We start from the raw sequence: 25,528 nt of genomic DNA on the forward strand, positions 1-25,528 counted from the left end.
AAGGTTTTGATTGTGCCTCAGGCTAATCCTTTTTTGTGCTTTATCGGTACTTCCGCCGGGTGCCGGGGCTGCACAGTGCGGGGTTTCGGTTGCCCGAACTCACCTTCCGGCCCGCAAAAAAAAACCGGCTCCTTAAGAAGAAACCGGTCTCATTTTTCCAGGCTGCTTTAGTTCACGCGAAAAAGCGGTGAAGCTTAATCGTCTTCCTCTTTTTCAGCGTTTTCTTTCATTACACGATCCTGAATGTCTCGTGGTACCTGTGCATAATCCACAAAGCGACGGGTATGGGTAGCACGGCCCTGTGTCATGCTTTTGAGCTGTGTGGTGTAGCGGCCAAGCTCGGCAAGCGGTACACGTGCGGTAACCTTCTGCAGGCTTCCTTCAGAATCCATGCCCACTATCTGGCCGCGGCGGCCGGAAAGGTCGGTCATGATTTCACCCATAAACTCTGCCGGCACGAGCACATCTACCTCATAAACCGGCTCAAGCAGTTTAGGACCTGCTTCCAGAAAGCCTTTTTTAAAGGCCATCATCCCTGCCGTTTTGAAAGCAGCTTCGTTTGAATCAACCGAGTGCATGGCCCCGTCGAAAACCGACACGCGGATATCTCTTGCCCGGCATCCTGAAAGCGGCCCGTTTTCCATTTTATCCATCACGCCTTTAAGAATAGCGGGCATGAAGCGGTTATCGATTACACCACCCACAATGCAATTATAAAACACCAGTTTGCCACCCCATTCGAGCTGATGCTCATCGCGCCCGCGAACGTTCAGTTCCGGAGGGTCGGCCATGCCTTCGGTCCAGGGCTCAATGTACAGGTGTACATCAGCAAACTGCCCGGCACCGCCCGACTGCTTTTTGTGGCGGTAATGCGTTTTTACTCCTTTCGAAATGGTTTCCCGGTAAGGGATTCTGGTATCCCCGAATTCAATATGGAGCTTGTACTGATTTTCAAGCACATGCTTCACTTTGTTAAGGTGCTCTTCTCCCTGACCGCTCAGAATGAGCTGACGCAGTTCGGCGTTGTGATCTACCCTGAGTGCCGGGTCTTCGCGCTGCAGTTGGTTCAGTGCCATACCTACCTTCTCTTCACTGCCGCTATCAGCAAGTACAGCAAGGCTGATGGTCGGCTCGGGGTAGGTAACCTTCCTGAAACTTACCGGATGTGCCTTATCGCAAATCGTATCGTTGGTGGTACAGTCTTTTAATTTTACGGCAACGCCGATATCTCCCGCGTACAGTTCGGGTACTTCAATCCGCTTTCCGCACTGCGGCACAAAAAGCGAACCTATTCTCAGGGTGTTGTTGGTACGTTCATTATACAAATCGATACCCGGCTTCAGAATACCGCTCGTAACTTTAAAATAAACAAGATCCCCGACATGCTCTTCATTGGTATGTTTGAAGATAAAGGCAGATGCCGGTTTATCCGGCGAAATTACGAACTCGCTGCCATCTTCGAGGGTTGAGGGCACGCCGTCCTGAGGCGATTCAATGGCGGCATCAATAAAGCCCATCACGCGGCCCGTGCCCATGTTACGCTCTGCTGAGACACAGAATACCGGATGGATGGTGCCGGCCCGCATACTTTTGCGGAAACCGTCGATGAGTTCTTCTTCATCAAGAGTACCCTTCTCGAAATAAAGGTCCATGAGCATTTCATCGTTTTCTGCGATAGCTTCAACAAGCTCATTATGCAGCAGGTCGGCGCGCGCTTTCATGGATTCGGGGATGGGGAGCTTCTCCGGTTTTCCGCCATCTTCCGGGAATTCATACATGGTCATTTTCATCACATCGATGATGGCGTTAAAACCCTGCCCCTCTTCATAGGGAAACTGAATGGTAACAACGGAACGGCCAAAACGCTCTTTGCAGCTATCAACAGCTTTTTCAAAAGCGGCATTAGGATGATCAAGCTTGTTAATTACGATCATGGAAGTTGTTCCGAAATCGCGGGCATACTTCCAGAGCAGGTCGGTACCTACTTCAACACCATGTTCGGCATTAATTACAAAAATATTATTTCGTGCAATACGCAGCGGTGCAACAACTTCTCCGATAAAATCCGCAGTGCCCGGTGTATCAATGAGGTTTATTTTGTGGCCGCGCCAGTCCAGGTTAAGCACAGTCGTGAATACCGATTTTTCTTTTTCCTTCTCCATCGGGTGGTAATCAGACATCGTAGAGCCCGCACTTACCGAGCCTCTTCGTGTTATAGATCCTGCTTCAAAGGCCATAGTTTCAGCCAGGGTGGTTTTCCCTGAACCTGAATGACCCAGCAGGACGACATTCCGTAATTTGTCGGTTTTGTACACATTCATACGTTTATTCTCCTCTTTTCGGCAGCTTTTGCCGTTGTGATATGGTTGGTTGCCGCTACAAAGATGCTCAGGCCTGAAGCCTGTATTCTGGCGTGATTAGTCCGGTTACGTAACTCAGCGGCATGATGTCAAATCCCTTTATTAAGTGTTGCCAGTACCTGTATGCTGCCGAATCTTATGAAGCCGATAAACGGATGGTCTGCGCCGGCCCTGTGTTGAACTTTTGGTTCTCCTCCTTTATAGCGAATGAATTTGCTGATTTATTTGCACCTTCAATTAATCAGAATTTAGCCAATGATACAAGTAAAAATATCCAATTTCCAATATTCCTATCCTATTATGAGATTTGCATCCCTTCAGCTTTTTGGCTTTTTTTAACTTACCTTCTGCACAGCTATTCCGATTAACCTTACCGACTGTTTACTACTGCCCATGAAGCGCATTCTGTTACTGCAAACCGGCGGCACCATTGCCATGCAAATTCGCCGTAATGAAGACGGAGCGATGGATAACCTTCCGTCCGACAGCCTTAAAAAACACATTCCGGAGCTTTCGGAAATTGCACAGATTCAGTGCCTTGATCTGTTTTTCAAAGACAGCTCTGATCTCAGCCCGTCTGACTGGGTTGTACTTGCGCGGGCTATTGAATCGAATTATCAGCAATTCGACGGCTTCGTTGTACTTCACGGTACCGACACCATGGCGTACACCGCTTCGGCGCTTTCATTTTGTTTTAAACACCTGGCCAAACCGGTCATTTTCACCGGAAGCCAGGTACCGCTCAGTGTTATCCGCTCTGATGCCGGCCGCAACCTCATCAACGCCGTGCAGATGGCAACCCTGCCGTTTTGTGAAGTCGCGATTTGCTTCAACGACAAAATTCTGCGGGGCAACCGCTCCACCAAAATGAGCATAGGCGATTTCACGGCCTTCACCTCCCCTAACCACCCGCCTCTTGCTGAAATCGGCATTGATATACATGTGAAGCACGCCCTTCGCCCCGGTGGCAGCGCCATGGAATGCTATCCTGTTTTCAGTGAAGAGCTGATGGTGCTTCGGCTCTTCCCCGGTATCAAACCTTCGCGCTATATAAGCCTGCTGAACGATAATACCCGGGCGGTGATCATCTCCGGGTATGGCAGCGGAAACTTTCCCGTAAGCGGCGAGCACAGCCTGCTTCCTTTTCTGGAGGCCTGCCTCGAACGCAACATTTTTATGGTGATGGCTTCACAGGCCGTTTTTGACGCCGTTGATCTTGAAAAATACAGCAGCGGACGCATGGCACGCGAACGGGGTGTTATCAGCGCCGGCGATATGACCATGGAAGCCGCCATCACTAAAATGATGTTTCTGCTTGGCAGGTACAGCAGCCCGTATCAGATTCGCGATGCTTACATGCGTTCGTTACGCGGCGAGCTCACCATCCGATAAGCGAATCACCGCTTTTCGCTTCAGTAAAATTGAATATGACGGAATCAGTACCGCAGTGCGTATCTTTGGCCTAAACTTTACCCTGCAATCCGGACCCAACGCACGCTCAACCCATGTCGGAAACTTCTTCTAAAAACATCATCACCATTATTTATTCCCTGCTGCTTGTACTGGCATTGTTCATGCACATGAGCATTTCAGGCGTTGAAGTAGGCGGGCTTATCATCGGTATCTTTACTGAACCCACAGGCATCATAACTTTTATATCAACCATTTTCAGCTGGCTCATTAAATTCATTTTCAGGGCGCATACCATCTACATGGCCGGCACTACGCTCATCCTCTGGTTTGTGGTTTTGCCCATGCTGGTGCGCTACCGCGTTATACAGGTGAGGGTTACTTTTCTGCTTTCTTTAAGCGTAACCCTGTTTTTATTTCTGTTTCTGAAAATGTACGGTTTTGTAGCCCTCTAAGGCCTGTAAACAATAACTACCCGCAACTCAGCCTGCAGTATTTCTGAAATGCAGCAGCGCCTTCAAAACGATACCCTGCAAGTGCGGGTTTATACCCCAAATTCAGAACAAAGTAAAAAAACCCTTTCTGATGCCATTTAGCTGGAAACTAAAATCTGTTCCGCCACACGATTTTTTTATTTCACTGGATATTGATTCCTACTTCGACCACGAACACGATCCTGCTGAGATTCCCGATAACGGTATGCTGCGCCCGCTTCCCCTTGCAGACCGCGATATACTGGTGCGCATTTTTTTTAACGGGGATGCAGAAAACCCGGCTTTTCATATCGAATGCGAAGATCATCTTACCTCCGGTGAAGTAGCACAGGCCAATAGGCTACTCTCACGCATTCTGGGTACTGAGCTGGATTTAAAACCCTTCTACGAACAAGCCAGTGATGATCCGCTTCTGGCATCACTCATTCAGGAAGCCTACGGCTTTAAACGCATGAGCCGCGCTACTTTTTTTGAAGACGCCCTGAACCGCATCATCATAGCACAAATAAGCCATAAACCCACGGCTAAAAAAATGGTGTACGGCGTACGCGAACAGCACGGCACGCGCCTCGAAAGCAACCTGGGCCGCGTAAGTGCGTGGCCCCGCCCGCATCAGCTGGTTGGTACCGACCCCGCATCCCTGAAAAAGCACGGCCTGTCTTTGCGTAAAGGCGAGTATGTTACCGGCCTGGCAGATTTGCTGGTTTCCGGAGAGCTGCCATCCATGGAAAAGCTCGAGCAGCTGCCGCCTGATGTTTTTTATGAAACCATGCTCGGCATACGCGGCATAGGCCCAACTACCGCGCAGGACCTGATGCTCTTTCGGAACCGCACGGATGCTTCTTTTCCGTCAAACTTCCAAAAAGGGGAAGAAAAAGGCCTTCGCCGGTGGATTTCCTTATCTTACGGCCTTAATCCGGATACAGCAACCGAAGCGCAGTTTTCTGAAGCTACTAAAAACTGGAAAGGTTGCGAAAGTATCGCGCTCGAATACCTTTACCTGCAGTATGTGCTGGGTGAAAAAGCCCGCCGCATGAAAAAACAAACCGTTTAACACAACCTGGATATTCTTCAGAATCAGCTCCCGATTATTATGGAAAAAACCTTCGAAATAGACGTCACTATTGAAGCCTTTAAAAATCTTACGGTTGCCCGTGCCGTAGTAGGCATTATGATTGCCAGCGGGCTGGTACTCATTTTCCTGTTCTGGCTGATTTATTTCCGGGGCGGTTCTGAGTTCATCCCGAACTGGGTTTATATGCTGCCGGCCGTAAATGCTACGGTAAACAGTATCGCCACAATCTTTCTGGTGCTGGCCTTTATCGAAATCAAAAAGCGCAACTTTGTGCAGCACATGCGCTATAACCTTGCCGCCTTTGTAGCCTCAGCCGTTTTTCTGATCAGCTACGTGCTTTATCATAATTTTGTGGGCCACACCCCATTCCCGGGCGAAGGCGCTATACGGCCGGTTTACTTCACTATTCTTATTTCCCACATTATTTTGTCGGTTGTGGTTGTGCCGCTCATTCTTTCAAGCTTTTTCTTTGCCTTTGCAGGAAAATTCAAGCTTCACCGCACTATCTCAAAGTTTACCTTCCCCATCTGGATTTATGTTTCTGTTACGGGCGTGGTTATTTTCTTTATGCTTAATGCATACACCTGAGTTTCACTCACGGGTGCCTGAAAAAGAGCCTCATTCTTTACGGGTGAGGCTCTTTTTTTAGGGGGATGTGTTTCCTGGCCTAAACCGGCCAGCCGTCTTCAGCGGCAAGCTCATCGGTAAGCATGGCGCGGTATTCGTCGGTTGTTGCCAGGCAACTGTCAAGCTTTGCGCGCATTTCGGATTCATCCATGCCAATACCGATAAAAACCAGCTCGGTAATGCGGTCGCCAAAAACACTATCCCAGCGCGATTCAATCCTTTCCCGGTTTTCGAGATACAGTGCGCTGCTCAGCCGCTGCCCGCTGCTGTACGAAGCCCACCAGCTGCCGGCGCGGTCAGCCCGCACCGAACCTCCGGCCTGACTGAAATTCAGTGCCTGATCCGGACGGCTTGCAAGCCAGAACAGGCCTTTTGAGCGCAACACCTCCCGGGGGTAATCGACCTGCACAAAATCCAGAAACCGTTTGGGATGGAACGGCTTACGTGCCCGGTACACAAAAGAAGAAATTCCGTATTCGTCAGTTTCAGGTGTATGCTCTTTTTCAAGCTCATCAATCCAGGCCTGTGAACCCGCCGCTGCCTCAAAGTCGAAAAGCCCTGTATTCAGAATTTCATGAAGGTCAACCATCCCGAAACTTGACGTTAAAATGCGGGCCGAAGGGTTCAGTTTGCCCATAATAGCCCTGAGTTCATCAAGCTGCTTCCGGCTCACAAGATCTGCCTTGTTTAAAATGATGACGCTGGCAAACTCGATCTGATCGGTAAGCAGATTTACGAGCGGCCGGGTATCTGTATGATCGTTTCCCAGCCCCCGGCCGGCAAGGGTGTCGGCCGAGCCGAAATCAGAAGCAAATTCAGCGGCGTTTACCACTGTTACCAGCGTATCAAGCCTGGTAACAGATTCGAGCGGAAGTTTAAGATCTTCGCTTTCGAAGAAAAAAGTCTGGGCCACAGGCAGCGGCTCAGAAATACCGGTGCTTTCTATCAGCAGGTAATCGAAGCTTCCTTTTTGGGCAAGCCTTGCCACTTCTTCGATCAGATCTTCCCGCAGTGTACAGCAAATACAGCCGTTGCTCATTTCAACGAGTTTTTCTTCCGTGCGGGATAAGTGAGCACCTTCTTCTACAAGCCTTGCATCCACATTCACCTCACTCATATCATTCACAATTACAGCAACCTTCAGGCCCTGCCGGTTGGAAAGAATATGGTTAAGCAGGGTAGTTTTACCCGCGCCGAGAAAACCGCTGAGCACGGTTACCGGTAATTTATTTTCCATAAGAAATTCAATTAGGTGAAAAAAAACCTAATATATGAAACTTAGTTGCATTAACAACACCCTATAAGAAGCCCTGCTTATCCAATTAATATAGCCGTCATAATTAAGTATTTAACCGTATATTTACCCAATTTTGAGCTTCCCTGTGCAATACCTAAAGCACCGGCTATTTTACCATCTATTGAAAGAACAGTACCCCGATTTATGCCCCTCAGAACACGTTTCCTGCTGCTGCTGCTGTTCATTTTCCTGAGCATTTCAGCGATTGTTTGGTTTGTTGTGCGTCCTTCCTACGAACAGGCCCTGCTGAATGAGCGCACAACCATCATAACCGAAAATCAGCGAGAACGGCTCGACCGCCTGACATCAGAAACAAACAGCTGGATAGAGATGATGTTTCAGTACGAGCAGGTTCTCACCCGAACCGGCAGTATTAACCAAACAGAGCTGCTTTTCAGGGGTTACAGCGCACTTTTCCCGGCGCTTGAGCTTTTACGGCTCACAGAAGCCGATACAGGCGAATACATTGAATTTCGCTCACAGGCCTCTTCAACCGGGCTGAGCTTCAATCAGGTTGCCCCCTTCATTGAACCTATGGGGGCAGGTGGTGAAGAGCCGCAGTACGCAGTTCAGTGGCTCTCCGAACTTGGCATCATTGTACTAAGCCGGTATCTTGATCTTGGGGGAGAGCTTTTTTTAATGACAGGTTTTTTTGATGCGTCATTGTTCGATAACACCTTGTTTAAATTTAACCTGGGGTTTCCTGCCACAGCTGTAATCTGGCTGAAGGACAACTCCCTTGTGGCCCTTAACGGCCTGGAGGCCCTTCAGCCGCAGCGATCGCGCCTAACCATTGTTGAGCAGCAAAACTATCAGGGCGATATCCGCATGATGATCGCAACCCCGGTTCCGCTTTATGAGGCTCAACACGCCCTGTACTTCGCCTACGACGACCTCAAAAGCGACGTTGAAAAACTCTTTCTGCAAAATTTAGGGCTGCTTCTCGCTGCATTTTTCGGCATTTGGATTGCCTCCTTTGTTCTGCTTGAACAGCTTACCAAACCGCTGCGTACTTTTATTACCGACCTTCAGCCCTTCAGCAGCTTCAACTTCCAAAAACCGCTTACCCCCATTTCCCTGCCGGAATTACGGGAAGTTTCCGAAACCATGGAAAGTATCCGGCAAAGGCTGCATCGCTATCAGGAAATTAATGTTGAGAAAATTATCTCGAGTCAGCAGCGCATTATGACCATGACCGAGCACTCATCGGATCTGATTGCTTTTTTTGACGGTAACAACAAATTTGTGAGCTTCAACGCACGCTTCAAGCAGCTTTTTGAAGAACTTGAAACAGAACTCCCGGATGAAATCCCCTCACTTTTTAAGCTCGCAAACGTGCGGGTTCTCAAAGAAGGGCTTGCAAGGCAGGAAGCTGACCCGCCGATTGAAATTCAGAAGCGGCAGCTGGAAATTGCTTTCATCATGGGGGAAGAAAAGGAATACTATTTCACGGCACAGGTACTCAGGCTATATAATGAAAAAGGGGATGCGCTTGGCGGGCAGTTTATGCTGTATGATCTCACGAGCGAGCGCGAACTCGACCGCAAGCGTAATGAGATGATTAACATTATTGTTCATGAGCTCAAAAACCCGATTACTGGCATTCAGGGGCTGATAACCATACTCCGTAATGAAGAGCTTGGTGAAGACGACCGGAAAGAATTCTACAAAATTATTGACGACAGCGCGACCGATCTGTTCGGCATTGTGCAGCGCTTCCTGCAGGTTGCCAAGCTGGAGAGCGGCGGCATTCAGGGTGAAGCTGAGCCCGTTGATATGGTCGCCCTTGTGGTAAAAATTACCCGTGATCTCGAACCTACCCTTCGCGACAAACAGGTAAAATTCAAAACGATCATTCCCGAACACATAGATCCTATCCACGCTGTACCTGATCTGATGACCGATGTTGTTCGTAACCTGCTATCCAATGCAGTGAAGTACGGCCCCGAAAACCGTACCATCGATGTAGGGCTTTCTGCCGAAACCAGCCTTGAGGAAACACGGCATCTTGTATTTTCGGTAACCGATTACGGTTTCGGAATTAAAGATGAATATAAAGATCAGATCTTCAAGAAATTTTTCCGGATTAAAGAATATAAATCCGTTCAGGGCACGGGTCTTGGTTTACCCTATGTAAAAGAAATTATTGAAAAACACAACGGCTCCATCGAAGTAGATTCCAATGAAGCCATCGGCAGCCGGTTCACGGTACGCCTGCCCTACAAGATTCAAAATCTTTCAGAATAATGTTAACATCTGCCTCTCCCGCCCGCATGTTGCTGGCGGTTTTTGTGCTGCTGCTGCCCGGTGCCCTCTGTGCCGAAGCAAGACAGGCAGCAGGAAGCATAGATTTTCCGGCTTCCGAAATTACTGCCATTTCTACACGCTATGCAGGCTCCCCTCAAAACTGGCCCGTAGTGAACAGCCTGGCTGATTACAACCCTCAAACAAACCGCTTTTACCTCACCTCAGAAGATATTCGTCTGCTCGCTGAGTTCCGTAACGGTTTCGAAAATGTAACGGAATCCCGAACCCTTTATACCAGCCTGATCGACCGCGGAGCCCGCGTTTTGGCCCGGGAAGAACTCGAACAGCTGGAAAGCAAATTCGACCGGTACAGGGCCTTGGTTAACGCAGCCGAAATAGCCCAATCAAATACTATGGCAGCACGGATAAAAACTTTTTCCGCAGAAGTTGATGCCATTGTGGATGAGCGGCGGCTGATGTCGGTTGAGGCACGGCTTGAAGAGCGCGAAAACATCGTTCAGAGCAGGAGCGGCCTGCTTGGCCGCTGGGCAGACGCCGATACCGGCGACCTGTTCCGTCAGGACGACGGCATACGCACGGGTGAAGAATCTCAGGCGAGGCTCGAATTCGTGGACGGCAGCGATATCACCCTTTCTGCAAGCACAACTGCCGTAATCCGCAAGTCGTCTGTTGATCGCATCACCAACCGCTCTGAGGTCGATATCGAGCTCTCAAGCGGAGGGGTACTTACCCGGCTTTCGGCAGCGGCCCGAAATCAGGCAACCTTCAACCTGGAAACACCTACGAGCAGCAGTCAGGTCAACTCTTCCAGCTTTTGGGCAGAGAGCCGCTCCGGAGAAATTTCCACCTTTTCCAATTACGACGGCATTGTGCTCGTGAGTGCCTCCAACGAAGAGGTAATGCTCTCCGAAAACGAAGGCACCATTGTTCGGCGCGGTCAGGGGCCTTCCGCACCAATCCGGCTGCTGCCGGCTCCAAACACCAACTGGTCGCGCCCCGATACCGTCATTTACTTAAATCAGATTGAGCTGCAATGGGCAGCCGTTTCCGGGGCCCGCAGGTATGAAATCGACCTTGCCCGGCGCGATACTTTTCTGGGCAATGTACGCACCCAGGCCACAACGGTGCCAGCAGTTACCATTTCAGACATTCCGAGAGGCCTGAATTACGTGCGCATCCGGGCATTCGATGACAACGATTTGCGCGGCATCGACAGCCGCACCCTGCAGGTGCTCTATGTGGAAAGTACAAGCCCTCCACCGCTCATTCTCGACAGCCCTTTCCGCCCGGATGTGATTTACACCTTTGAGCGCTCCCTGGAAATTAGCGGTACAACTGAAGCCGGTACAACGCTGCGCCTCAACGGCGAACAGCAGCGGGTGAACCGGGACGGCCGCTTCAGTGCCGGTGTACACCTACCCGGTGATGAGTTAAGCGTAACCATAAACGTTACTAACCCGGCCGGCCTAAGCCGGGAACTCAGCCGCACCATCCGCTATGTGGATGTTCCCCGCCTGTTCGACCTGAACTGGTCAGCACCTTTTCAGAACGGTGAACTGCGCCGCATGCCCCGCATGCTGGTACGCGGCAGCGCCTACCACTTCATGAACGTAGAAGTACAGCTTAACGGGCAGCTCTTGCGCCAACGTACCGGCAACAACGGCGACTGGGCAATTCAGTTTGAGCCTGACGAAGCAGAATCCGTCACGATTCGCTTTGTTGACCGCGATAGCGGAAATACGATCTCAGAACGAACTTATCCGTTTACCCCAATCCGATAAATTACCCACATGCTTTGCGGCTTTAACCTTCAAAAACCAGTCTTACTTACGCTCTTGCTGCTTACAGGGCTCACGCTCAGCGTTCAGGCACAGGAAGTTTACTTTTCGATTTCCGGAAAAAGCACAACCGTAACCTCCGGCGACCGGCTCGGTCAGTACGATTACTGGTTTCGGCCGGCACCCGGCGTTGACCTCCCAAGGCCGGCCACCGTTGAAATTTTTGATGCCGGTCTCGGCGGCTTTGCCGATGTAATTGCGGGTCAGCCGAATACCCGCACAACTTTCAGCCTGCATCCCTTCCGCAATCTGTACGAAAAAGGTGAACGGGAAATCCGCCAAAGCGCCGCAAGCGGCCGTTTCCTGCCCCTCAATGAGGAAACGACCTTTACCGAAAGCCGTTACCTGAACCGCTGGGTGCCTTTTTTTACCCTTGATGAGCAGCGGGCATCAGCTGAGGGCTTCATCATGCGTGTTGAAACCGACAACGGTAACGACGTAAACGACTTCCGCATCCGCATAACCGGTGAAGGGGCCTCCGACTGGGAGCTCATCACCCTAAACCTTTCGGTTGGCCTTATCAGCTCAGCGCCGGAAAACAGGTTTCAGTTCAGGCCGCTTTGGAATGACGGGCCGCCTCCGTTGTTCACCCTCAGCGGGCAAGAAGACAGCCGTGTTTTTCTGATGGATGCTTTTGGAAGCACAAACCCCATCGACCGCGAATGGAACAGCTGGCAGCAAACGCGCTATGAACTGCCTAACAGCTGGGCCGTGGTAATGACCGGTTCGGCAATTCGAATCAATAACCGTGTTTTGGCGGGTCGGGATGCCATCATCCCCTTTCATACCGATTTTGTAACCCTCAGTGAAGATGCCATTGAGCAACCTCAGGTCGAAATCCTGACCTTCCCCGGGGAATGCCGGCAGTACGGCCTGGAAGCCGGCTATCGTGGTTTTGTGCTCAACATGAACCGCGCCGAATGGAGAACCGACCGGCAGCGCTTTTCAGGGCCGCGCTTTACCCACACCTTTTCTGAATTTGGCCAAACACCCTGGACCCTCATCGTGCCCGTTGAAGGCCGGCACGTACCCCGTCAGCTTGTGCGGGAAGGCAGCCTGCTCGTAAACGCTCCGCCCGTAATTCAGGTAGAAGGCTACCGGCAGATGCTTTCACCGGGCGAGGCGCTGTTGCTCGATGCTTCATCTTCCTTCGACCCCGACGGCGGCAGCTTCAGTTTCCGCTGGTTCGTAAACGACGAGCCCCGTGGTACGGGCAGCAGCTTCCGATTCCAGAGCAGCGTTTCAGGCCCGTACAACATCCGCCTGCGCCTCACCGACAGCGCCCGTAATGCAAGTTGCACTGAAACCATACAAGACTTCCCGGTTATCGTAAACACACAGCCTTACGCTGAAATAGACTTCAACCGGGTTATCGCAAAAAATGTACCCAACCGAATTGCTGCCTGGCAGGATTTCGATCCCGACGGGAATGAACTGGCCTTCAGATGGGCCGGGCCCGGAATTGCCGGTTCTGCCGAAGGACGCGAAATTCAGGTTCAGCACCGTGAGGCCGGCACCTACACCATTCAGCTTACCGCCGACGATCAGACCGGCACCCAAAACGCGACCTATACCACCTCCGTGCAGTATAAAGTGAATGCTGCACCCGTGCCCTTGTTTGCTATCCCAACCATCGAAGCACCCGGTGAAACCGTAACCCTCGATGCCTCCGCTTCAACAGACCCTGACGGAGACCCGCTGCGCTACACCTGGAACATCTCGGACGGGCGCGAACTCAGCGGGGTCCGGCAGGATATCACCTTCAGCAGGCCCGGCCTCTATACCATAACCCTCACCGCCGACGACGGGGAAGGCGTGGAAAACTCAGTACAGCAAATCACCCGTGAAATTCGCATCAACCGTGCACCCATACCCGCCATTACCGCAACAGACTACACCAATCAGGCTATCGTAGATTTCGATGCCTCCGAAAGCGTTGATGCTGATCAGGGAATCGTAAGCTGGACCTGGGATTTCGGAGACGGGCAGACCGGCAGCGGTGAGCGCATCACCCATGCGTATCAGGCTTTCGGTACCTACACCGTACGCCTCACCGTTGATGACGGTCAGAATGTTTCCAACAGCGTACAGCACACAGAACACTCCGTAACCATCAACAGCAACCCCGTAGCGGTAATGGAGTTCCCGCAAGTTGTGGCTCCCGGTGATGAAATACTCCTGGACGGATCTCAGAGTTTTGATGCCGACGGCACGGTAAGCGAATGGTTTTGGTCCGTAAACGGCGAACCCATAGGCGAAGGATCACGCATTAGCAGCAGCATTGATGAGCCCGGGATTTTCGAAATCAACCTGCTCGTTCGCGACGACTCCCCATTTGAGGATGCAACAAGCACAACTTCCGGCCTCATCCGCGTAAATCACGCCCCTGTGCCGGCATGGCGCAACACCCCCGAAATTACTGAACCCGGCCGGGTTACCCTCTTCGATGCCACTGACAGCTATGACCCCGACAATGAAAGCCTGCGTTTCCGCTGGGAATTTTCTGACGGTGAAGTGATGGAGGGTGAGCAGGTTACGCGCAGCTTCCCGCAATCAGGCACCTATTTCTTTACGCTTTTTGCGGATGATGGTGAAGGCCTGGCCAACTCGGTATCATCCGTAGAAGGCAGTATTCGGGTCAATATGGAACCCATCATCGTAACGCAGAATGAAATTACTACCAACAGCCTGCAAACTGTACTTGACGCATCAGACAGCTACGACCCTGACGGCGACACACTCGATTTCCTATGGATTCTCCCCGACGGCACCGAGGAACGTCAGGCCCGATTCACCTGGACTGCTCCTGAGCCGGGCATTCACACAATCAGCCTGCAGGTTGATGATAACGAAGGCCTGGATAACTCTGTCAGCACGGAGCGTATTACCATCATTGTAAACCGGCCGCCGGTTGCCGTAATTGATGAACGGATTGAAAGCTGTACGGATCAGCAGATAGTTTTTTCAGCAGCAAGAAGTTTCGACCCTGATGGCGACAGTTTCACTACCCGCTGGGAATTTGGTGACGGCAACAGCAGCAACGAACTGAACCCTGTGCACCGATACCGCCGGCCCGGGGTTTACACAGCAAGGGTCTTTTTGGATGATGGCATCGCAGAAGAATCTGTTATCGCTGAACTTCCTGTTGTTATTGAAGGCTCGCCTCAGGCGCAGATTAATTTTCAGGAAATTACGGTATGTGCAAACAGTCCGATTACGTTTGACGGCACCGAGAGTACCGATCCTAACGGAATGGTAGGCTCCTACAGCTGGGACTTCGGCGATCTGAGCACCGCTGTGGGTTCACGCACTACGCACCTGTACACCCGCCCCGGCACCTACCGCGTAACCCTCACCATTACAGGCTCCGGAACCGGAAACTGCCCGAATATGAGTCAGCAGACCGCCATTGTAAATGTAGTAGCTGCTCCGGAAGCTGTGTTTGAGATCCCTGCGGTGGTAAGTCCCGGCACGGAAGTGGTGCTCGATGCCGGCGGCTCCATAACCGAAGACCGCATAATAAACGCGCGCTGGCGCATCACCTCTGAGAGTGATGATGCCTTCGAACCCATCGAGCTCAGCGGTATGGAACAGAAACTGAGCCTCGACCTTCCCGGCAGCTACATCGCTGAGCTTACGATTGATACCGACAACGATGCCGGTTGTGCAAGCAACAGCATAACGCGCAGGATGGTGGTTAATCAGGCACCGCAGATCGTCTGGAACACCCCGGATGTATGGATGCAAAACCGCCCGTTCCTGCTTTCAGCACAGGGCAGCACCGATTCAGATGGTTTCATCACAAGCTACAGCTGGACCATCGATGGCGAAGTTTTTGCCGAAGGCCTCACAGCACAGCTCCCGGTCAATGAATTCGGCACTTTTGAAATCGGGCTTCAGCTTACTGATAATGCGGGTGTTGGAAACAGCAGCGTAAACAAACGGAAGCAGCTCACCATCAACCCCGCACCCTCCCCCCGATTCAGCCTGCCTGAATACCTCTGGCTGGGCGAAACGCTCGAACTCCGCCCGGGCGTAACGACTGACCCGGCAGGAAACCGTGTTTTCAGCAGCTGGAGGGTGAACGGGCAGGAGTTTGATCAGGAGGAGTACTACCTGAAAACTGACCGCCCTGACTATCAGATTACCCTTATCCAAAACGACAGCCTTGGTCTTGATAACTCCGCAGCCTCCGTTACCAAAACATTCCGCGTACGCATGCCCGAACCACTCAGAGTGTCCGTTCCGGCCGGCATCATTTCGGGAAGCAGGCTCACGCGCGAAATCACTGGTCTTCAGCAGCCATACGTTTTTGTGGATGGGGGTCAACCCGCGGAAACCTGGCTGGCACCGGCGCTCTCAGACCGCACAGCCTCAAGCACGGCGATGGAAATCACACTCGGCTGGATGCCCCGAAGCAGTACGGTACTTCATACCGAAAACCGTGAAATTCAGGTATTTGCACCACTTGAAGCCCGGCAGCCTGAAGTACGCGAAGCGGTGGCTTATAACCCGGTAAACAACACAACGCTTGTGACCGCACCTGCCGTAAACCGGCCCGCCTCACACCGCCTCATTTACGAATGGCGCTACCGCGGCACTACAGAAGTGCTAACCCGCGGCAGAAGCGTACACCTGCCGCTTCAGCAGGGTGCCAACCTGTTTGAGGTCGTCATTTACGAATCGACAGGGATCATTGGCAGTCAGCCCCTGGTTGTTCCGGTAGAAGTTGAAGCCCTGTAAACAGAGAAAAGCTTGTTGAGTAGCCGTCTTATAAAAAAAGGGTTTCTGAATAATTTCAGGAACCCTTTTTTTGATTACAAAATATTATTTCCGGAGAACTTTATTCATAAGGAACAACAGTTTCGGTTGAAACCTCATCCAAATTTTCATCATCAGAGACTTCACCAAGATAGGATGGATGGATGGATGGACGGATGGATGGATGTGTTCACTTTCAACGCCCTTTCGCTATGCCTTTCCGGTGAGGCGATTAAACACAGGATTAACGAGGCGCAGCAAGCAGGGTGCTCTGATATCGCTTTAGGCCAGAAAAACTGCTGTAAGAAGTATAAACCGCGGCAGCCCTGTCTCATACTGTGAGGCCGTCGTTCTCAAGTCCGTAGAGCACATAAAGTGCTTTCTCGAAACCCTGACTTCCGGGCTCGATGCGAACCTGAAAAAACAGCCGTTTCGTATCTGTCGTTAAAAAGTAGTGCACATCACCAGGTTCAGCGCGTATGCTTTCACCCGGCCCAAGCCGGTAACCGCTACCGTTTACATGAACGAAGGTGAGCCCTTCTACTCTGGTAAACTTTTCCGGAAAACTCTGCTGAAAGTGTGCTCCGTTACTGCCGTCAGGTACGCGGGTAATTTCCGGCAGCGTGTAATCGCCCTCTGTTTCATGGGCTTTGCGGAGGAATGTTGTGTAATGTCTGGCCTGACCATTATTTATGGTGCGATTCAGATTTTCGGGGGGAACCAGCCGGTAATATGCTGATTCTACAGGGTTAAACGGAACACCAAGAAACGCAACAAAAATGAAAGGTACTACAAAAACGATCAGTACAAGTCCGATCAATCTATTTTTTCATTGGTTATGATAGCTAAGTTATCGTTAAAACCAACTCAGATTAATCAATACGAAACTTAATTTCAAACCTCTGCAAAGGGTAGCCTATAACCAGCCCCATTCAAAACAAAAAAAGGCTGCAAACCCAAAAGTCGCAGCCTTTAATTATTACCATTCACCGGAGTTTAGCGGCGAATATTCATGCGCTCCATTACACGATTGGTGATATCGTAGTTTTCGCGCATTTCAGCGGAAGCATACAGTACAACCATATCACCATTGTTCACCATCTGATTGATGACGTAAGCGAGACCAAGCTCATTGGCTACATCATTAATAGTGTTCATGATACGGCTGCGCAGCGGTGCAATCAGGTTTTCCTGACGCTCCATGAGTTCCTGCTGGTATTCCATCTGAAACTGCTGGAGACGCATAGCGAGACCGGAGAGACGCTCCTGCTCTGCCTGACGCGCGGTTTCGGAAATGACAGCTACTTTCTGCTCAAACTCCTCACGGGCCTGGAGGAATTCGGCCTCAAGCTGGGCAAATTCACGGCGCTTGCGGTTAGTGAAGCCGTCGAGCTGATCGGAAACGTTTTCAAGCTCGGGCATCATCATCAGGATACGGCCGGCATCAACAACGCCGATTTTGAGATCCTGAGCCTGAGCAGATAAGTTAAAGGCCGAAAAACCAAAAACAAGAACAAGTGCAAAAAAGAAAGTTGAAGCTTTTTTCATGATATAAGAGAAGATTTAGGAGTTAGCGGTTCATACTGGCAATTACTTCATCAGTAATATTAACCGAGTGCGGGTTACCCCTGATAATGAAGAAAATGGGTTCGGAATTGCTGGTTTCAGACTGAAAAACGTAGTCGAGGCCTCTTTGCTGTGCAACTGTTTCGATAGCCCGGTTGATGCGCTCCACGATAGGAACAAGTAACTCAGCCCGGCGTTGTTCAAACATTACGCCAAACTCCTGCTGCATTAAGGTGAGTTCTTCAACCATTTCAGACAAACGTGCTTCTTCCTGATTAACCTGAGCTTGTGAAAGCTGATTACGGCTCTCCTCAAAAAGAAAAAGGTCTTCGCTGTAACGCTCATAGAGCCGGTTGTAATCCTGCTCCCACTCATTGTAGAACTCTTCCAACTGTGCTTCAATCTGATCGCGCTCCGGGATGTTATCCAGAATACGCTGCGGTTCAGCATAGCCGATGCGCTGCTGCGCAACGAGCTGACTGACCCCCAGAACGAGCATCAATACGGACACAAGTATGATTCTTTTCATGCGGTTTTTCGTTTAGGATTAGTATGCTGCTTCTTATTGAAGGTCTTGAGGTGCTGCTTGTTTACGGCCTAACGTCTTCGTCAACCTGAATGCCAAGCTCGAGCAGTACATCAATGCTGACATCCCACTGCGGTCTGGTATAGAAAAAAACGTAATCGCCGCTGCGGTCAAAAACAAAGTCGAATCCGTCGCGCTCGGCTACACGGCTTGCTGCTTCTGCAATCTGTCGCTGAATCGGGCGGAGAAGTTCGCGCTGCTGGCGCAGGTAATCGCCTTCAGGGCCAAAGCGCTGATTCACAAAACGCTCCCGCTCCCGCTTTTTACTGTCTATTTCCTGCTGTCTTTCACGCCTTACTTCGGGGGTGAAAAGAATTTCACGGGCTTCAAAATCCTGTTGCAGCTGCTCGATTTCGCGGTCGAGCTCGGTAATTTCATTACGCCATGTTTCTGTGAGCTGCCTTAGCCGCTGTTCAATACCTTCATACTCAGGGATTTTGCTGAGGATGAAGTCTGAATCCAAAAAGCCTATTTTTTGATTCTGCGCCTGAACAGGGTGAAATGCAGGCACAGCGATTATGAGTATCATCAAAAACAGCGCTATCGGCAAATATGATTTCACAATTCGCATTTCAGACTTTTGTTAAGTTTACGATTTTAAGCTGGCTACAGCTGGTTTCATCAAAATGGCGAACCAATGTTAAACAGGAATTCCCATTGCCCGGAATTCACAGTTGTGCCCGGAATTCCGTCGAGGCGGTAGCCGTAGCTTAGATCGATGAGGCCAAGAATTGGAAGAAACACGCGTGTACCTACACCAACCGCGCGCTTAACGCGGAAGGGATCAAAATCATTGAAATCGATATAAGAGTTACCTGCTTCAAAGAACAGATAAGGAACCAGGGTGATCTGATCAGAAGATACAGCCGGGTAACGCAGCTCAGCAATGTATTTAGAGTAGATGCTGCCCCCAATTGGCTCACCGTTCTGATAAGGTGAAATAGAACCGTTTCGGCCACCGGGGAAGCCGCGCAGCTCTATATTGTTCTGGTAGAACGTCTGCTGCTGCTGAAGTAGTGTACCACCCAGATAAAAGCGCTGATACTGACTTCTGTCCGAGTTGTTAAACCATCCCAAATAGCCATACTCAAAACCTGTTGATGCTACCAGCCTGCCTACGATGGGCACATGCTGTGTAAAGCTAAGATCCGCCAGATAATACTGATCCATCCCGGCGAGCGGCGCTGCCATTTCGATACCAATATCGAAAGTTGAGCCGCTGTTTGGCGAAATCGGGTTATCGAGGGAGTTTCGGTTCAGACCGACCCGAAGCGAGAGACTCTTGGAACGCCCCGGCTCAATGAGGCCCCGCGGGAAGGCGGAATCGAACATCTGAAAACGAAGTGTTGTAACCTGCGTGAAAAAGTCATCCGGGAATGTGAGTCTGCGTCCCAGCGTAACAAAACTGCTGAATTGCTCATAACGCTCATTTTGACCACTCACGTTAGAGAAGCGGAAGTAGCTGTAATTTGTCCCGAAACCGAGTGAATTCGGCTGACCAAAAAGCCAGGGTTCCTGAAAACTGAAGTTATAGCTGCGGTAGCCCCGGCCGGTTAGCTGTACCCCGAGTGAGAGGCGCTGTCCGTCGCCGCTTGGCAACGGCCGCCATGATTCGCCATTGAGGATATTACGGGCAGAAAAGTTGTTGAAATTAACCCTTGCTGATAAGATTACCCCAAACTGACGGCCGCCAAAACCACCTGAAAGCTCGAAATTGTCTGAGCCAGCTGATTCATCGAGGCTGTAAATCACATTTACCTTACGGTTATCGAAATCCACATCGAGATCAGGCATAATATTTTCCGGCACAAAATAGCCAAGCTGAGCAAGTTCACGCACCGTGCGCTGAATGGCAGACCGGCTGTAGTTACCGCCGGGCACATTTCGCAGGTTACGCCGCACCACATGATCGTTGGTCTTGGTGTTGCCAAAAAATTCAACCCGGTTTATGGTTGCGATATCATTTTCTACAAGGCCGATGAAAATATCCAGCGAATCACCGGGCACATCCCTCAAATCAATATCAATATCCAGGAAGAGGTGTCCGATATCGTGGTATAAGGCAGTAATATCGTTATTGCGGCGGTTGCCGTACATGTTCTGCTCGAAGCGTTCCTGATCAAATACATCCCCTTTTTCAAAAGCAAGGGAGGCAATCAGTTCTTCTTCGGTATAAATGGTATTGCCTTCGAAGATCACATTTCTGACCCTGTATTGCGGGCCTTCTTCAATTCGCATAAATACGCCGATTGCTTCCCTGCCGGGCCTGCGTTCAAAAACAAATACGGAATCTTCGGATATGCGAACGTCACGAAAGCCATTCTTCTGATAAAAATTTATCAGGTTACTCTGCGCTTCAGAAAAACTGCTTCGGTCGAAGGTCTGCCGGGTGAGCGTACGCCAGATATTGGTACGTTTTATTTCTTTAAGTTCTCCGCGGAGTTTACGGTCTGAGAAAGATTCATTCCCTTCAAAAGTGATTTCGTGAATCTGAATGCGGCGCCCGGGATCGACCTGAAACTCAAGGGTTACCCTGTTGCGGACTTCGTCGCGATCACGCTCCACAATTACTACTTCAGTATTTCGGTATCCGCGCTCGCGGTAATAGCGCATGATAGCGTTTACGGCCTGCGCTTTAGATGATTCGGTGACTGCAAAACCCGGAACCATAGGGATCAGGTCGCGTAAATCGCGCCGGTGTGAGCGTCTTGGCCCCGTTACTTCAAAACGGTCGAGCCTGGGCTGTTCCCGCACTTCGATTTCCAGGTGTACCTGACTGCCGGTTCGGGAAATCTGGTATATCTGAACATCGGAGAACAAACCTGTTCGGAAGAGCCGTTGTATTGCCTCACCAAGGGCCGGGCCCGGAATGGCTACCTGCTCGCCTGCACGAAGGCCCGCTGTTGCCAGAATCATAGATTCGGTACGGGTTTCAGCGCCGGTTACGTCTATCTGTGAAATAGTGAAAACCCGCGGTGATACATCCAGTGGATTTGTGATTACCGGCGGCGTATCCTGTGAGAGCACGCTGCCTGCAAAGGCTGATAGAAACAGTCCGGTAAAAAGTACAGTTGCAAACGTTATTCGAAAAAAATTCTGCACGTTGGTTGGCTTGATCGAAGGAAATTTTTGTGGGTAAGAAAATGGTAAATCAGGCTTTAAAAGCCGTCAGAACACATGAACTGGCTTACTGATGAAAGTTTAAACGGATGATGCGGCCTTTTCTTTTTGGCCTTGCGGTAATTGTTCAGAAATCATTCCAAAACGACGTTCGCGGTTTTGGTAGGTTTCAATAGCAGTGTACACATCATTACGGCGGAAATCAGGCCAGTATTTTTGCGAAATATACAGTTCCGTGTATGCGCTTTGCCAGAGCAGAAAGTTACTGATCCGAAACTCACCACCAGTGCGGATAAGCAAGTCAGGGTCAGGCATATCCCGTGTTGACAGGTGCCTGGAAATTAACTCATCATTAATGTTATCCACATTAAGCACCCCTTGCTTCACCTGCTCACTAATAGATTTAACGGCATTGCCGATATCCCAGCGCCCGGAGTAGCTGAGAGCCAGGGTGATAACCATACGGGTGTTGTCTTTGGTCATCTCCATGCCTTCCTTAAGCTCTTTGAGGCAAATTGCGGGCAGCCGGTTCAGCTCGCCGATGGCATTCAGACGAATGTCATTTTTATTGAGGCTGAGTGTCTCATTCCGGATTGTTTGGATGAGCAGCTTCATAAGTGCACTAACCTCTGCCTTGGGCCGGCGCCAGTTTTCTGTAGAAAAGGCATATAGGGTAAGGTGCCCTACACCGAGTTGGGCGCAGCATTCTACGACGTCCCGTACCGATTCTACCCCGGCTTTATGACCCTGAATACGCAAACGGTTACGCTCTTTGGCCCAGCGCCCGTTGCCATCCATGATTACAGCAATATGTTCGGGGATTTCCCCCCTTTCTTTAAGCAGCCGTTGCTGAAGAACATCTTCTTTTGACTGCTTTTTGTTGGTTAGTGCAATTTTTTCCAAAATGGTCAGATCTGATTTAAGCCTAAGTGGGTTAAAATACGAATAAACAAATTGCTGTACCAATCTGCCTTTGCATATACCGTTTCGGGTTCTTTACAGCTATGAACGGCAGCAAACCGGTAATTTAACCGGTTTGCCTAATATACTGGCCGGCATATTCTTAAAGCTCATTAATCTGTCTGAGTAATGACATCATTTCAATTGCGGCCATTGCAGCTTCTTCCCCTTTGTTGCCGGCTTTTGTTCCGGCTCGTTCTATGGCCTGTTCGATCGTGTCAGTTGTAAGCACGCCAAATATCACCGGGATGCCACTGCTGTGATTTACACTTAATACGCCACTGTTAGCCGCACCGGCTACGAAATCAAAGTGTGCAGTTGCACCGCGAATTACTACACCAATGGCCACAATGGCATCAAACTTTCCGGTCTCTGCCATTTTTTGCGCAGCAAGCGGAATTTCATATGAGCCGGGGCAGTAAACAATGGTGATTTGCTCGTCACTGTACCCATGTTTTTTCAGGCTGTGAACGGCACCGTCACGGAGCCGGTCAGTGATAAAATGATTCCAGCGGGAAACCAATATTCCCACATTTCCTTCATTAAAATTGAGTTTGCCTTCAATTTCTTTGATTGCCATAGTTTTCTGATTGCTGTTGTTTGAAATAATGAAGCAGATTTGGTTTATGCCGCGTCTGCTCCTCTAAGTTAGTGAAATCAGGCATTAGCCGCAGCGCCGGGCTTTTCAATTCAGGGTGCCGTTTTTGCAATGCTTCAGGAGCTCATCTACCCAGCTTTTGTCGATATTAACCGTTCCGAACCAGGTGTGCCGCGAGCCTTCATACCCGTGAAAATCACTCCCCCCTGTTTTCAGCAGTTTCGCGGAATCGCACAATTGAAGGTATTTTTTTTGAAGATCCCAGCTGTGACTCGGATGCACACATTCAAAACCGTTTACTCCGGCATCGATGAGTTCTTTGAGTTCATTATCGCTGTAAGTAGTTCCGGGGTGGGCAACAATTGTTACCCCGCCCGCATCAGCGATCAGCCGGATAACACGATCAACCGTATCATATTCTGTTTTATGGTAGGCAGGCGCGTGGTTTCCCAGATATTTGGCAAAAACAAGCCTTTTTTGAGCGAGATAGCCTTTGCTCACCATTAGCTGTGCAAGGTGATTCCGGCTGATATTTAGCGTACCAGATTCAGCCAGTACCTCTTCCATGGTAAGGTCAAAACCAAGGCTGTTCAGGTTTTCGACCATTTTCCTGGCACGCTTGTGGCGGCGCAGTTTCTGCCGGCTTACAAACTTTATGAGATCCTCGTTGCGGGTATCAAATCCGTAAGCTAAAACATGAATTTCCCGATCTCTGAAATCACAGGTAATTTCCATGCCCGGAAGTACCCCAATCCCTATTTCAGCGCCCCGTTGCCGGGCTGCTTCAAAGCCGTCAAATGTATCGTGATCTGTTATGGCAACGGCATAAAGGCCTTCCGTTTCCGCTTTATTGATCACAGAAACCGGCGTGCATTTCCCGTCAGATGCCGTAGTATGTAAATGAAGGTCGGCTTTGGGCTGTTTTGGCATCAGGGGGCGGACAGAATTTGAGCATATTGTTCAGGTTCTCCGAGCAGTGCAATTGCTTCCGAAACCAACGCATCAAGGCTCACACTTGTTTGCTTTCGCATATTTGAACCTTCAATGCGGGCACTCAGCTCCAGATAAATTTCCCGAAGGATGGTATCGCGTACTTCATCAATTTCCTTTAACCGTAATTGCTCAAGATCTGATTCAAGATCTTCAAGTGTTCCTGCAAATGGCCCGGCCGCATCCCCGTAATCCTGGATGAGCTGATCGCGGAGATCAGTTAGCCTTCGCTGTGCCCGTGTTGTATAACTGAACGCTGCATTACTTAAGTAATCTCTGAAAGCCTGAATAAGCGCTTCATCATTAACACCCGGCACAGGCATTTGCGGATCATCGGCCATAAACTGATTTGCAAAATAAAAATAATGACTTCCGCGGTGCAGCTCTACTTCGAGCATGGTTTCGGCAGGCTTTTCGAGCACGATATCCGGTTCAATACCGGTACGCTGCACAACTCTGCGGCCGCCGGCTGTTTCAAAATGCTGCGGTAACCCGGCATCGGCTTCACCGTTATAATCTACCGACTGAATGTAGCGGCCGCTTGGGATGAAGTATTTTGAGGTGGTAATTTTTAATGCAAGCCCGTACGAAATAGGTCTGATAATCTGCACCAGGCCTTTTCCGAAGCTGCGTTCACCCATAATTACTGCCCTGTCATGATCCTGAAGGGCACCGGAAACAATTTCTGATGAACTTGCACTGCCCCCGTTCTGAAGCACTACAACAGGCCTATCCCCAAAAAAAGACGGATTGCTTGTACTGTAGAGCTGCCTGGTCTGTGCAGCACGCCCGCGGGTGTGTACAACAGGCTCGCCTGCCGGCAGGAAAAGATCAGCTACACGAACGGCCTCAATTAACAGGCCTCCGGGGTTGTTTCGAAGGTCTAAGATAAGGCTGTTAATGGTATGCGACTGTTCCATTTCTTCTATGGCACGACGCATTTCACTGCCTGCATTCTGCCCGAAGCGGGAGAGCATAATGTAGGCTATACCCGCCTGTTCGTCAGCCATGCCGTACCAGTCTATGTTGCGCACTTCAATGCGCTCACGTTCGAGGGTAAAGCTGAGTTCGTCTGCAATGCCGAAACGGCGTACAACAAGATCAACCGTGCTTCCGATTTGCCCCCGCATCTGCAGGGTGAGATCGTCAGGGGTAAGCTCCGAAGCAGGAATGCCGTTCACCGAAACAATCACATCACCCGCACGAACCCCTTTGCGATGCGCTGAATACCCTTCAACAGGGGCAATTATCACGAGCTCACCTCCGCGGGCACCTACTTCAATGCCAATTCCGGCATAACTGCCTGTGCTGATTAAATCGATATCCTGCGTTTGGGATTCATCTATCAAAACCGTGTAGGGGTCGAGTGTTTCAAGCATGGCGTTAATGCCACGCCTGATGGTACGTTCCGGATCGACCTCCACTACATATAATTCATTTACCTCCTGAATTACCTCACTGAAGATGGCGAAATTTTTCCTGATCTGGAAGAAAGTATCGCTTGCGGTGGCAAATCCTGCAAAAAGAACGGCCGCGATTACAAGAATCGCGGCCTTTTTAGGTTTTGATAACATCATA

At 50.2% G+C, this 25,528-nt stretch carries 18 protein-coding genes; 7 read left to right on the forward strand and 11 right to left on the reverse strand.

What is annotated here, in order from left to right:
* Nucleotides 1–194 precede the first annotated feature (194 nt).
* Nucleotides 195–2,321 (reverse strand): elongation factor G, encoded by a 2,127-nt coding sequence (locus LAT75_RS01980; RefSeq protein ID WP_291480940.1) that lies wholly within the window; start codon nucleotides 2,319–2,321, stop codon nucleotides 195–197.
* Nucleotides 2,322–2,753: 432 nt separating this feature from the next.
* Between LAT75_RS01980 and LAT75_RS01985 the strand changes: the two genes are divergently transcribed.
* The 4 genes from LAT75_RS01985 (at nucleotide 2,754) to LAT75_RS02000 (ending at nucleotide 5,927) form a co-directional block, all read left to right on the forward strand.
* Nucleotides 2,754–3,752 (forward strand): asparaginase, encoded by a 999-nt coding sequence (locus LAT75_RS01985; protein WP_291480941.1) that lies wholly within the window; start codon nucleotides 2,754–2,756, stop codon nucleotides 3,750–3,752.
* A gap of 113 nt (nucleotides 3,753–3,865) precedes the next feature.
* The gene (locus LAT75_RS01990; RefSeq protein ID WP_291480942.1) at nucleotides 3,866–4,225 is read left to right on the forward strand and encodes a hypothetical protein; all 360 of its coding nucleotides are present in this window, start codon (nucleotides 3,866–3,868) and stop codon (nucleotides 4,223–4,225) included.
* Nucleotides 4,226–4,355: 130 nt separating this feature from the next.
* Nucleotides 4,356–5,318 (forward strand): hypothetical protein, encoded by a 963-nt coding sequence (locus LAT75_RS01995; protein ID WP_291480943.1) that lies wholly within the window; start codon nucleotides 4,356–4,358, stop codon nucleotides 5,316–5,318.
* Between the two features lie 39 nt (nucleotides 5,319–5,357).
* Entirely contained in the window at nucleotides 5,358–5,927 is a 570-nt protein-coding gene (locus LAT75_RS02000) for a DUF420 domain-containing protein (RefSeq protein ID WP_291480944.1), read from the forward strand.
* Between the two features lie 79 nt (nucleotides 5,928–6,006).
* Here the strand turns inward: LAT75_RS02000 and LAT75_RS02005 are convergent, their stop codons facing one another.
* On the reverse strand, nucleotides 6,007–7,203 hold the full coding sequence (locus LAT75_RS02005) for a GTP-binding protein (protein WP_291480945.1): 1,197 nt from the start codon (nucleotides 7,201–7,203) through the stop codon (nucleotides 6,007–6,009).
* 204 nt (nucleotides 7,204–7,407) lie between these two features.
* On the opposite strand from LAT75_RS02005, the gene LAT75_RS02010 reads away from it, so the two are divergent.
* From LAT75_RS02010 to LAT75_RS02020, 3 genes are read left to right on the forward strand one after another with little or no spacing between them, the layout of a single operon-like run.
* A complete protein-coding gene (locus tag LAT75_RS02010) occupies nucleotides 7,408–9,510 on the forward strand; it encodes a HAMP domain-containing sensor histidine kinase (RefSeq protein WP_291480946.1) in 2,103 nt (700 codons plus the stop codon).
* Nucleotides 9,510–11,312 carry a FecR domain-containing protein gene (locus LAT75_RS02015; protein ID WP_291480947.1) on the forward strand — a complete coding sequence of 601 codons (1,803 nt, stop codon included), beginning with the start codon at nucleotides 9,510–9,512 and terminating at the stop codon, nucleotides 11,310–11,312. The genes LAT75_RS02010 and LAT75_RS02015 overlap by 1 nt, the downstream gene beginning before the upstream one ends.
* A gap of 54 nt (nucleotides 11,313–11,366) precedes the next feature.
* Nucleotides 11,367–16,112 (forward strand): PKD domain-containing protein, encoded by a 4,746-nt coding sequence (locus LAT75_RS02020; protein ID WP_291480948.1) that lies wholly within the window; start codon nucleotides 11,367–11,369, stop codon nucleotides 16,110–16,112.
* A gap of 349 nt (nucleotides 16,113–16,461) precedes the next feature.
* Here the strand turns inward: LAT75_RS02020 and LAT75_RS02025 are convergent, their stop codons facing one another.
* From LAT75_RS02025 to LAT75_RS02065, 9 genes are all read right to left on the reverse strand, one after another.
* Complete coding sequence (locus LAT75_RS02025) at nucleotides 16,462–16,950, reverse strand: hypothetical protein (protein ID WP_291480949.1); 489 nt, start codon at nucleotides 16,948–16,950, stop codon at nucleotides 16,462–16,464.
* A 176-nt stretch (nucleotides 16,951–17,126) separates the two neighbouring features.
* Entirely contained in the window at nucleotides 17,127–17,678 is a 552-nt protein-coding gene (locus LAT75_RS02030; RefSeq protein ID WP_291480950.1) for an OmpH family outer membrane protein, read from the reverse strand.
* A 22-nt stretch (nucleotides 17,679–17,700) separates the two neighbouring features.
* Entirely contained in the window at nucleotides 17,701–18,225 is a 525-nt protein-coding gene (locus LAT75_RS02035; protein ID WP_291480951.1) for an OmpH family outer membrane protein, read from the reverse strand.
* A 61-nt stretch (nucleotides 18,226–18,286) separates the two neighbouring features.
* Nucleotides 18,287–18,793 (reverse strand): OmpH family outer membrane protein, encoded by a 507-nt coding sequence (locus tag LAT75_RS02040; protein ID WP_291480952.1) that lies wholly within the window; start codon nucleotides 18,791–18,793, stop codon nucleotides 18,287–18,289.
* A 110-nt stretch (nucleotides 18,794–18,903) separates the two neighbouring features.
* Nucleotides 18,904–21,384 (reverse strand): outer membrane protein assembly factor BamA, encoded by a 2,481-nt coding sequence (bamA, locus tag LAT75_RS02045; protein WP_291480953.1) that lies wholly within the window; start codon nucleotides 21,382–21,384, stop codon nucleotides 18,904–18,906.
* Nucleotides 21,385–21,483: 99 nt separating this feature from the next.
* Complete coding sequence (locus LAT75_RS02050; RefSeq protein ID WP_291480954.1) at nucleotides 21,484–22,305, reverse strand: isoprenyl transferase; 822 nt, start codon at nucleotides 22,303–22,305, stop codon at nucleotides 21,484–21,486.
* Nucleotides 22,306–22,465: 160 nt separating this feature from the next.
* Nucleotides 22,466–22,942 carry a 6,7-dimethyl-8-ribityllumazine synthase gene (gene ribE, locus LAT75_RS02055; RefSeq protein WP_291480955.1) on the reverse strand — a complete coding sequence of 159 codons (477 nt, stop codon included), beginning with the start codon at nucleotides 22,940–22,942 and terminating at the stop codon, nucleotides 22,466–22,468.
* Nucleotides 22,943–23,047: 105 nt separating this feature from the next.
* Nucleotides 23,048–23,890: a PHP domain-containing protein gene (locus tag LAT75_RS02060; RefSeq protein ID WP_291480956.1), complete on the reverse strand. Its 843-nt coding sequence runs from the start codon at nucleotides 23,888–23,890 to the stop codon at nucleotides 23,048–23,050.
* Nucleotides 23,890–25,527: a S41 family peptidase gene (locus LAT75_RS02065; protein ID WP_291480957.1), complete on the reverse strand. Its 1,638-nt coding sequence runs from the start codon at nucleotides 25,525–25,527 to the stop codon at nucleotides 23,890–23,892. Before LAT75_RS02065 ends, LAT75_RS02060 begins: the two co-directional genes overlap by 1 nt.
* Nucleotide 25,528 lies beyond the last annotated feature (1 nt).

Origin of the sequence: Cyclonatronum sp. (assembly GCF_022565315.1) — a bacterium.
Taxonomy (GTDB): Bacteria; Bacteroidota; Rhodothermia; order Balneolales; family Cyclonatronaceae; genus Cyclonatronum.